The organism is Pseudomonas sp. G5001 (genome assembly GCF_013385475.1).
Lineage (GTDB): Bacteria > Pseudomonadota > Gammaproteobacteria > Pseudomonadales > Pseudomonadaceae > Aquipseudomonas.
The window spans coordinates 49,623-60,130 of sequence record NZ_JACAPZ010000012.1; the positions used below are offsets into that span (position 1 = coordinate 49,623).

General features: G+C 61.8%; 9 protein-coding genes. 6 read left to right on the forward strand and 3 right to left on the reverse strand.

All coding sequences use genetic code 11. The annotated features are described in order from the left end of the window. Nucleotide 1: 1 nt before the first annotated feature. On the reverse strand, nucleotides 2-1,237 hold the full coding sequence (locus tag HX805_RS12685; RefSeq protein ID WP_003212857.1) for a 3-methyl-2-oxobutanoate dehydrogenase (2-methylpropanoyl-transferring) subunit alpha: 1,236 nt from the start codon (nucleotides 1,235-1,237) through the stop codon (nucleotides 2-4). A gap of 195 nt (nucleotides 1,238-1,432) precedes the next feature. On the opposite strand from HX805_RS12685, the gene bkdR reads away from it, so the two are divergent. After that, nucleotides 1,433-1,918: a Bkd operon transcriptional regulator BkdR gene (bkdR, locus tag HX805_RS12690; RefSeq protein ID WP_003212855.1), complete on the forward strand. Its 486-nt coding sequence runs from the start codon at nucleotides 1,433-1,435 to the stop codon at nucleotides 1,916-1,918. Nucleotides 1,919-2,040: 122 nt separating this feature from the next. Here the strand turns inward: bkdR and HX805_RS12695 are convergent, their stop codons facing one another. Next, nucleotides 2,041-2,904 carry an MBL fold metallo-hydrolase gene (locus tag HX805_RS12695; protein WP_003207791.1) on the reverse strand — a complete coding sequence of 288 codons (864 nt, stop codon included), beginning with the start codon at nucleotides 2,902-2,904 and terminating at the stop codon, nucleotides 2,041-2,043. A gap of 179 nt (nucleotides 2,905-3,083) precedes the next feature. On the opposite strand from HX805_RS12695, the gene HX805_RS12700 reads away from it, so the two are divergent. Both HX805_RS12700 and HX805_RS12705 read left to right on the forward strand, forming a co-directional pair. Next, nucleotides 3,084-4,328 carry an FAD/NAD(P)-binding oxidoreductase gene (locus HX805_RS12700; protein WP_177116903.1) on the forward strand — a complete coding sequence of 415 codons (1,245 nt, stop codon included), beginning with the start codon at nucleotides 3,084-3,086 and terminating at the stop codon, nucleotides 4,326-4,328. A gap of 9 nt (nucleotides 4,329-4,337) precedes the next feature. Next, nucleotides 4,338-5,153: a sulfite exporter TauE/SafE family protein gene (locus HX805_RS12705; RefSeq protein WP_177116904.1), complete on the forward strand. Its 816-nt coding sequence runs from the start codon at nucleotides 4,338-4,340 to the stop codon at nucleotides 5,151-5,153. 30 nt (nucleotides 5,154-5,183) lie between these two features. Here HX805_RS12705 and HX805_RS12710 read toward each other — a convergent pair whose 3' ends face one another. Continuing rightward, nucleotides 5,184-5,849, reverse strand: coding sequence for a response regulator transcription factor (locus HX805_RS12710; RefSeq protein WP_063028558.1), 666 nt, complete (start codon nucleotides 5,847-5,849; stop codon nucleotides 5,184-5,186). A gap of 237 nt (nucleotides 5,850-6,086) precedes the next feature. Between HX805_RS12710 and ercA the strand changes: the two genes are divergently transcribed. The 3 genes from ercA to HX805_RS12725 all read left to right on the forward strand — a co-directional run bounded on the left by ercA (nucleotide 6,087) and on the right by HX805_RS12725 (nucleotide 10,162). Next, entirely contained in the window at nucleotides 6,087-7,250 is a 1,164-nt protein-coding gene (gene ercA / locus HX805_RS12715; protein ID WP_003207798.1) for an alcohol dehydrogenase-like regulatory protein ErcA, read from the forward strand. Then, nucleotides 7,234-8,604, forward strand: coding sequence for a hybrid sensor histidine kinase/response regulator (locus HX805_RS12720; RefSeq protein ID WP_177116905.1), 1,371 nt, complete (start codon nucleotides 7,234-7,236; stop codon nucleotides 8,602-8,604). The genes ercA and HX805_RS12720 overlap by 17 nt, the downstream gene beginning before the upstream one ends. A 79-nt stretch (nucleotides 8,605-8,683) precedes the next feature. Further along, nucleotides 8,684-10,162, forward strand: coding sequence for a DASS family sodium-coupled anion symporter (locus HX805_RS12725; RefSeq protein ID WP_177116906.1), 1,479 nt, complete (start codon nucleotides 8,684-8,686; stop codon nucleotides 10,160-10,162). The last annotated feature ends 346 nt before the right edge of the window (nucleotides 10,163-10,508 follow it).

Genomic DNA, 10,508 nt, shown 5'->3' on the forward strand with positions numbered 1-10,508 from the left:
GTCAGATCCCCAACTCTTGACGCTGGCGCTTCAAGTGCTCCGGCATCTCTTTATAAACGTCTTCGAACATGGTCGCGGCGCTTGGAATCTGGCCACCGGCCAGGGTGCCGTACTGTTCGGCTTCTTTCTGGGCCTTGAGCACTTCGGCTTCAAGTTCGGCACTGACCGCCGCGTGTTCCTCTTCGGACCACTGACCAATCTTGATCAGGTGCTGCTTGAGGCGGGCGATCGGGTCGCCCAGCGGGAAGTGGCTCCAGTCGTCGGCGGGACGGTATTTGGACGGGTCATCGGAGGTGGAGTGCGGGCCGGCACGGTAGGTCACCCATTCGATCAGGGTCGGGCCCAGGTTGCGGCGGGCACGTTCGGCGGCCCAGGCGGAGGCGGCGTACACCGCGACAAAGTCGTTGCCGTCCACCCGCAGGGAGGCGATGCCGCAACCCACGCCGCGTCCGGCAAAGGTCGTGGCTTCACCGCCGGCAATGGCCTGGAAGGTGGAGATCGCCCACTGGTTGTTCACTACGTTAAGAATCACGGGTGCCCGGTACACGTGGGCGAAGGTGAGGGCGGTGTGGAAGTCGGACTCAGCGGTGGCGCCGTCGCCGATCCAGGCCGAGGCAATCTTGGTATCCCCCTTGATGGCCGAGGCCATGCCCCAGCCCACGCCTTGTACGAACTGGGTGGCGAGGTTGCCGGAAATCGTGAAGAAGCCGGCATCTTTTACCGAGTACATGATCGGCAACTGGCGGCCCTTGAGCGGGTCGCGCTCGTTGGACAGCAGTTGGCAGATCAGGTCTACCAGCGGCACTTCCCGGGCCATCAGGATGCTTTGCTGGCGGTAGGTGGGGAAGCACATGTCGTCGATGTTCAAGGCCAGGGCCTGGGCGCTGCCGATGGCTTCTTCGCCGAGGCTCTGCATGTAGAACGACATCTTCTTCTGACGCTGGGCGACCACCATGCGGTTGTCGAAGATCCGCGTCTTGAGCATGGCGCGCATGCCCTTGCGCAGAATCTCGACTGGCACGCCTTCAGCCCATGGGCCGAGGGCCTGGCCCTGATCGTCGAGCACGCGAATCAGGCCCTTGGCCAGGTCGGCGGTGTCGGCGGGTTCTACGTCGATTGGGGGTTTGCGCACCAGGCCAGCGTCAGTCAGGCGCAGGTAGGTAAAGTCGGTCTTGCAGCCTGGGCGGCCCGAGGGTTCGGGAACGTGCAGGCGCAGTGGTTCGTACTGCTGAGTCATGGCTTTCTACGCTCTATCTTGTGAATTTCTTGTAGTGGGCGCGGTAGCTGACAGTCCTTCTTCGGGTAGAAGAAATCTTGTCCTACAACAATCATAGGCTCGGCTCAGGAGAATATTTATCTCTGTTTCGTTGCGTTGGAGATCATTTGGGGATAAAAAAACTGCATAAACATAATAAACAGGTGGTTTTGTCTCATGCGCAAACTGGACCGTATCGATATCGGCATTCTGAACGCCCTTCAGGAGAACGCCCGCATCACCAACGCCGACCTGGCCCGCTCGGTCAACCTGTCGCCCACGCCGTGTTTCAACCGGGTCAAGGCCATGGAAGAACTGGGGCTGATTCGCGACCAGGTGACGCTGCTGGACGCCGACCTGCTGGGGCTGCACGTCAATGTGTTCATCCACGTCAGCCTGGAAAAGCAGAACGAATTGGCATTGCAGCAATTCGAAGGGGCGATTTCGGATCGCCCCGAAGTGATGGAGTGCTACCTGATGGCCGGCGACCCCGATTATCTGATTCGGGTGCTGGTGCCCACCATCCAGTCCCTGGAGCGTTTCATGATGGACTTCCTGACCAAAGTCCCGGGTGTCGCCAACATCCGCTCCAGCTTTGCCCTCAAGCAAGTGCGCTACAAGACCGCACTGCCGCTACCGGCTAACGGCATCAACCTCGGCTAACGAACGACACAAAACAAATGTGGGAGCGGGCTTGCTCGCGAATGGGGAGTGTCAGTCACCGAAAATATAGACTGATACACCGCATTCGCGAGCAAGCCCGCTCCCACATTTTGTAGTGCATTTCAAAGCTGGTTGAGGGGAATCTTCAAATAAACCACCCCATTTCCTTCCGCCGGCGGCATCACCCCGGCCCGCACATTCACCTGAATCGCCGGCAACAACAGCGTCGGCATGCCCAACCCGGCATCCCGCGTGGTGCGCATCTCGACAAACGCCGCCTCATCCACCCCGTCATGCACATGAATATTCCCCGCCCGCTGTTCAGCCACCGTGGTCAGGCACTTGGCTGCGCGTCCTTCGGGCGGATAGTCATGGCACACATAAAGGCGGGTTTCAGGCGCGAAGGCCAACAACTTGCGCATCGACCCATACAGCTGGCGCGCATCCCCACCAGGGAAATCGCAGCGCGCCGTGCCCACGTCCGGCATGAACAGCGTGTCGCCCACCAGAATCAACTGGTCATCAATCAGGTAAGCCATATCCGCCGGCGTATGCCCCGGCACATGCAGCGCCTGGGCCTTCAGGTTGCCGATGTGAAACACCTCATCCGGCGCAAACAGATGGTCGAACTGCGACCCATCCACCCGAAACTCCGGCTCCAGGTTGAACAGGTTCTTGAACACTCCCTGCACCTTGCTGATGGACTGGCCAATCGCGATCTTGCCCCCCAGCTGGCGACGCAAATAAGGCGCAGCCGACAGATGATCCGCATGGGCGTGGGTTTCCAGCAACCACTGCACCTGCAAGCCATGCTCGCGCACAAACGCGATCACCTTGTCCGCCTGGCCGGTGCCGGTGCGTCCGGAGGCCGGGTCGTAGTTGAGCACCGAATCAACGATGGCGCATGGGCCACCGTCCGTTTCATAGACGACGTAGGTGTAGGTCGACGACGCCTCGTCCAGAAAGGATTGAATCAACGCTGACATGACGGGTTTCCCAGATAGCTAATGGCGACTTACATTCAGTTAGGTTTCCACATAACCTTGTGAGCTTAAGTGAATTAAAGGACCCGAGGCAAAGGATGGCATCGTGGTGGCAAACAGCTAGGGCGTGGTGCCATACGGCAACGACCCTTGCGTGCATTAACTGAAAAAGGCCATAGACCATGAACGACCAACACTGGGGACCTACCATCAGTGGCGATATCGTTGTCATCGGTGGCGGCTCGGCAGGCATCGGCCTGCTGGCCAGCCTGCTCAAGCGCGACCCGCACCTGAACATCATCCTGATCGAGCCCAGCGACCACCACTACTACCAGCCGGCCTGGACCCTGGTGGGCGGTGGGGCTTATGACGTTACCAGGACCGTGCGCCCCATGGCCGACGTGCTGCCCAACGGCGTCACCTGGATCCAGGCCGCGGTCAGCGAATTACTGCCCGACGAGCAAACCCTGGTGCTCGACAGCGGCCAGCGCGTCAGCTGGAAGAACCTCATCGTGTGCCCGGGCCTGCGCCTGGCCTGGGAGAAGATCGAAGGCCTGCAAGAGACCCTCGGCCGGCATGGCGTGACGTCCAACTACAGCTATGAACACGCCGCCTACACCTGGCAGCTGGTGCAGCAACTCAAAAATGGCAAGGCGCTGTTCACCCAGCCGTCCATGCCGATCAAATGTGCCGGCGCTCCGCAAAAAGCCATGTACCTGTCGTGCGATCACTGGCTCCGCCAGGGTGACCTGAAAAACATCAAGGTCGAATTCAACCTGGCTGGTACCGCCTTGTTCGGCGTGCCGACCTTCGTGCCGCCGCTGATGAAGTACGTTGAAAAGTACTCGGCGCAACTGGCATTCAACTCCAACCTGGTCAAGGTCGACGGCCCCGCGCGCAAGGCCTGGTTCGAAATCAAGGACGCCGAAGGCAATGTGCGCGTCGAAGAGAAAACCTTCGACCTGCTGCACGTCGTTCCGCCACAGGTCTCGCCGGACTTCATTCGCCACAGCCCCCTGGCCGATGCCGCCGGCTGGTGCGAAGTGAATCCCCAGAGCCTGCAACACCTGCGCTACCCGCACATCTTCGGCCTGGGCGATGTGTGTTCCACCACCAACGCCAAGACCGCCGCGGCGGTGCGCAAGCAAATCGTGGTGGTGGCGGAAAACCTGCTGGCCCTGCGCAGACAGGCACCGTTGCCCCTCAAGTACGACGGCTATGGCTCCTGCCCGCTGACCGTGGAGAAGGGCAAGGTGGTACTGGCCGAGTTCGGCTATGGCGGCAAGCTGCTGCCGACGTTCCCCCTCGACCCGACTGTGGCGCGGCGTTCGGCGTGGTTCCTCAAGGCGAGTTTCCTGCCGTGGTTCTACTGGAACGGCATGCTCAAGGGCCGCGAGTGGCTGACCCGTCTGGCCAAGGTGGATTGAGGCAACCCTATGCTGCTGGCAAGTTTTCTGGGCGTGTTGATGGGGTTGGTCATGGGCTTGACCGGCGCCGGAGGCGGCATTCTTGGTGTCCCGGCCCTGGTATTGGGGCTGGGGTTGACCATGACCCAGGCCGCGCCCGTGTCGTTGTTCGCGGTGGGCGCGGCCGCTGCCGTGGGGGCTGTCGACGGTTTGCGCCATGGCCTGGTGCGTTACCGCGCGGCGCTGCTGATTGCGCTGCTTGGCGCGCTATTTTCGCCGCTGGGGGTTTTCTTCGCCCACCAGATGTCGGAGAAAGTCCTGATGGGCCTGTTCAGTGCGCTGATGGTGCTGGTGGCCTGGCGCATGCTGCAACGGGAGAAGCTTGAGGCCGGGCCGAGCGGCCACGGCACCGCGTCCTGGGGCCAGAAGAACTGCATGCTCGACCAACAGACCGGGCGCTTTTCCTGGACCGCCAAATGCACCGCCACCCTGGCGGCCCTCGGCGCAGTGACCGGTGCGGTATCGGGCTTGCTCGGTGTGGGCGGCGGTTTCCTGATCGTACCGGCCTTCAAGCAACTGACCGATGTGCAGATGCGCGGCATCGTCGCCACCTCGCTGATGGTGATCAGCCTGATCTCGTTGATCGGCGTGATCGGCGCGTTTCATGCCGGGGTCAGTATCGAGCCGATGGGCTGGGTGTTTATCGGTTCGAGCATTGTCGGCATGTTGGCGGGGCGGCGCCTGTGCTCGGTGATCAAGGCGCGCACCTTGCAGGTGGGTTTTGCCACCCTGTGTGTGCTGGTGGCGGCGGGCATGCTGTTTCGGGCCCTCATTCAGGTGCCTTGAAATGCGGTCAGCATCCCGCCCCTACGGGTATCAGCGCCGCAGGTAGGCACCAAAGTCGATGTCCCCGGCGCTGAGAATCGCCTGCACTCGATTGTGCACGTTCAACTTGCGCAGGATCGCCGAGACATGGGCCTTCACCGTGGTCTCGGCAATCTCCAGGCTATAGGCGATCTGCTTGTTCGAGTCACCCTTGGTCATCCGCTCCAGCACCAGCAATTGCTTGCGGGTCAGGGCCTGCAGCAGCTCCGGCGCAAGCCCCAGGCAATCATTCATGCGCCGTTGCCCGCCGATTTTCTGGCTGCGAATAATCTCCGGCGGCAAATACACATTGCCGTTGAGAATCTGTTGGATTGCCTCGGTCATCTGCAGCCTGGGCGAGGACTTGGTGATAAACCCCACCGCGCCATAGGTGATGGCTTGCAGCACGACCTGCTTGTCCTGCTCGGCGGACACGATCACCACCGGAATCGTCGGCGACTCGTTGCGCAGGTTGATCAGGCCATTGAGGCCGTGCATGCCCGGCATGTTCAGGTCCAGCAGGATCAGATCCAGGTCGTCGTGCTCCTGGCTCAGGGCCAGGGCGCTGTCCAGGTCGCCGGTTTCCATCACTTCGCTGCCCGGGAACCCGTCGCTGATGACGTTGTGGATCGCCTCGCGAAACAGTGGGTGATCGTCGGCTATCAGAATTTTGTACATGGACGTTCGCCTTATTATTTTTGCTTATTCAAGCAGGTCCGATCCATAGGGTCATGCGCCCATTACATGCCAGTCTCGATGCCTTGGGAATGCGACGATAGAGAGGGGAATCAGTACCAAAGTAGTAGATCGTGCCGTACGTCGCGGTTTCAGCGCCACCCATTGGTCTGATTGCATTCAGTGTCGGATGGGTTAGTGTGGAGCGCATCTTCCAGAATAATAAAAACAGGCTTACCAATGAGCCCGAACCTGAGTCTCCTGCGTAAATTCGTTTCCCCTGAAATCATCTTTGGCGCCGGCTGCCGGCACAACGTAGGCAACTACGCCAAGACCTTTGGCGCGCGCAAGGTGTTGGTGGTGAGTGATCCCGGCGTGGTTGCTGTCGGCTGGGTGGCCGATGTCGAGGCCAGCCTGCAAGCCATCGGCATCGACTACTGCCTGTACACCGCCGTTTCGCCCAACCCCCGGGTTGAAGAGGTGATGCTCGGCGCCGAGGTCTACCGTGAAAACCATTGCGACGTGATCGTCGCCGTCGGTGGCGGCAGCCCGATGGACTGCGGCAAGGCCATCGGCATCGTGGTCGCCCATGGCTGCAGCATCCTCGACTTCGAAGGCGTCGACACCATCCGCGTGCCGAGCCCGCCGCTGATCCTGATCCCGACCACCGCGGGCTCCTCGGCGGATGTCTCGCAGTTCGTGATCATTTCCAACCAGCAGGAGCGCATGAAGTTCTCCATCGTCAGCAAGGCGGTGGTGCCCGATGTTTCACTGATCGACCCGGAAACCACGGCGAGCATGGACCCGTTTCTCTCGGCCTGTACCGGCATCGATGCGCTGGTGCATGCCATCGAGGCCTTCGTGTCCACCGGCCACGGCCCGCTGACCGATCCCCACGCGCTGGAAGCCATGCGCCTGATCAATGGCAACCTGGTGCAGATGATCGCCAACCCCGGCGACATCGCCCTGCGGGAGAAAATCATGCTGGGCAGCATGCAGGCCGGGCTGGCGTTTTCCAACGCGATCCTCGGCGCGGTGCATGCCATGTCCCACAGCCTTGGCGGCTTTCTCGACCTGCCCCATGGCCTGTGCAACGCGGTGCTGGTGGAACATGTGGTGGCGTTCAACTACAGCGCGGCACCGGAGCGTTTCAAGGTGATTGCCGAGACCTTCGGCATTGATTGCCGGGGCCTCAACCACCGGCAAATCTGCGGCCGGCTGGTGGACCATTTGATCGCGTTGAAGCATGCGATCGGCTTCCATGAAACCCTCGGCCTGCATGGGATTCGAGTGGCGGACATTCCCTTTCTGTCGCAGCACGCCATGCACGACCCGTGCATCCTTACCAACCCGCGTGAGTCCAGCCAGCGTGACGTCGAGGTCGTCTATGGCGAAGCTCTCTGACGATCAGCAACGGGCACTCGCGGGGCTCCTGGGGCTGGGCAACCACTCGGCGCGCAAGAGTCATTACCCCGAACTGACCGCGCGCCTCGACGAGCTGGAAGCCGAGCGCAATCGCTACATCCGCCTCAACGACGAATTGGAACAGCGGGTCGCGGCGCGTACCGACGAGTTGCTGGAAGCCAACCGCAACCTGCAACAGCAAATCGCCCAGCGCGAGAAGATCGAGCAGGACTTGCGCGATGCTCGGGATGCCGCCCAGGCCGCCAACCGCAGCAAGGACAAATACCTTGCCGCCGCCAGTCATGACCTGCTGCAACCCCTCAACGCCGCACGCTTGCTGATTTCCACCCTGCGCGAGCGCAACTTGCCCAGCGTCGAACACGTGTTGGTGGCGCGCACCCATCAGGCCCTGGAAGGCGCCGAGGATTTGCTCACCGACTTGCTGGACATTTCCCGACTCGATCAAGCGGCGGTCAAGCCGGACATCGCCCTGTACCGTCTCGACGAACTGTTCGCACCGCTGGTCTCGGAATTCCAGTCGGTGGCCGCGGCGTCCGGGCTGAACCTGCGGGCGCGTACAGGCCATTACGCAATCAACACCGACCTGCGGCTGGTGACGCGGATCCTGCGCAATTTCCTCAGCAACGCCTGCCGCTACACGAGCGCGGGCTCCATCCTGCTGGGCGCCCGCCGCCGGGGTGAGCGGTTGCGCCTGGAGGTGTGGGACACCGGGCGCGGAATTGCGGCGGACCGCCTGGACGCCATCTTCCTGGAGTTCAATCAACTGGACGTGGGCCGCGCCGCCGACCGCAAGGGCGTGGGACTGGGGTTGGCGATTGTCGAGCGTATCGCCGAGGTCCTCGGTTATCCGGTGGCGGTGCGTTCGTGGCCGGGGCGCGGTTCGATGTTCAGCATCGAAGTCCCCATCAGCGAGGACATGCCGCTGCCCATCAGTGTGGTGGCCGCGCAACCGAGCACCGGCAACCCGCTGCCGGGGAGGCGGCTGCTGGTGCTGGATAACGAAGTCGGCATCCTCGACAGCATGAGCGCGCTGCTTGGGCAGTGGGGCTGCGAAGTGGTCACTGCGACCGATCAGGCCGGCGCACTGGTTGCGTTGCAGGGCCGGGCACCGGAGCTGATTCTCGCGGACTATCACCTGGACCATGGCGTGGTGGGCTGTGAGGTCGTGCACCAGTTGCGCGAGCATTTTGGCTGCAGGATTCCGGCAGTGATTATCACCGCCGACCGCACCGACCAATGCCGCCGTGCATTGCAGCGCCTGGACGTGCCATTGCTGAACAAGCCGGTCAAGCCCGGCAAGTTGCGAGCGGTGTTGACCCAGTTATTGGCCTAGCCACTTGATACCCGTCAACACCGGGCGTGACGCTTTGCCTCATGCTGTGGGCCAGACTTCACGGCCGACGGAGAACCCCATGAGTGCCCCCGCAACAACTGCTGCTTCATTCAAGTTGCCCCTGGGCCTGGTGGTCGGCGTACTGGTGATGGTCGGCGTGCTGCTGTTGCCGCTGCCGGCCGACTTGCCGGTGGCCGGGCACCGGATGCTGGCGATCCTCGCGTTTGCGGTGGTGGTATGGATCACCGAAGCGGTCTCCTACGAGGCCAGCGCGATCATGATCACCTCGCTGATGGCGTTTTTGCTCGGCACTGCGCCGTCGCTGCAAGAGCCGACGCACCTGATCGGTTCCAGCCCGGCCATCAGCATGGCGTTGACGGGGTTTTCCAACCCGGCGCTGGCGCTGGTGGCCGGCGCGCTGTTTATCGCCGCAGCCATGACCCATACCGGGCTGGACCGGCGCATCGCGTTGGTCACCCTGACCCGGGTGGGTACCAGCACCCGGGGCATTCTCGTCGGGGCAGTTGCCGTGACCATCCTCTTGAGCCTGGTGGTGCCCAGCGCCACGGCCCGCAGTGCGTGTGTGGTGCCGATCATGATGGGGGTGATTGCCGCGTTTGGCGTGGACAAGCGTTCGAATATTGCGGCCGGGATCATGATCGTCGTGGCCCAGGGTACGAGCATCTGGAACGTCGGTATCCAGACGGCGGCGGCGCAGAACCTGCTGACGGTTGGCTTCATGGACAAGATGCTGGGGCAGCGGGTGTCGTGGATCGACTGGTTGATCGCCGGGGCGCCGTGGGCGCTGATCATGTCGGCGGTGTTGTTGTTTTTGGTGTTGAAGCTGCTGCCGCCGGAGAGTGACAGCATTCCCGGAGGCAAGGAGGCGGTGGCGCAATCGCTGGTGGACATCGGGCCGATGACGGGGCCGCAGAAGCGCTTGCTGACGGTGTCGGTGCTGCTGTTGCTGGCGTGGGCGACTGAGGGGCGGTTGCACAGCTTTGATACGACCTCGACGACGTATGCCGGGCTGGTGTTCTTGCTGATGCCGGGGATCGGGGTGATGACCTGGAAGGATGTGCAGTCGCGGATTCCGTGGGGCACGGTGATTGTGTTTGGGGTTGGCATCAGCCTGGGTACGGCGTTGCTGACCACCCAGGCGGGGCAGTGGCTGGGATCGCAGGTGGTGGCGCATACCGGGTTGGACCAGGTGGGGACGCTGGGGGTGTTTGCGATTCTGGGGGCGTTTTTGATCGTGATTCATTTGGGGTTTGCCAGTGCCACGGCGTTGACCTCGGCGTTGTTGCCGATTTTGATTGCGGTGTTGCAGACGTTGCCCGGGGAGTTCAGTCGGCTGGGGATGGCGATGCTCCTGGGGTTTGTAATGAGCTACGGGTTTATCCTGCCCATCAATGCGCCGCAGAATATGGTGTGTTTGGGGACCGGCACGTTTACCGCGCGGCAGTTTGCCAAGGTCGGGATTTTGGTGACGTTGATTGGGTATGGGTTGATGTTGGTGTTTGCGGCTACGTATTGGAGTTGGTTGGGGTGGATTTGAGGTGGGGGGCATATCCGTTATTTCGGTAACGGCCGCTTATGGTTCCGCTCTTACAGCGGCCCGCTTCGCACTGCCTGCGTTCGGCCTCGGGCTTATTGGGGCAGTCAGATCAAGATCAAAAGCAAAAGCACAGCGGCCTCCCGGCCGGCTTGAGTGTTAAAAGCAAAAGCAAGATCCAGAGCGAAAGCAGAGCTGCTTTTCTGTGGGAGCGGGCTTGCTCGCGAAGAACCTGAGAGCGCCGCGTTCATTCAGGATGCCCGCGTCATCGTTAACGACCTTCGCGAGCAAGCCCGCTCCCACATTTGACCGTGCCCGCTTTACCTGTTGATTTACAACACTCAAGCCG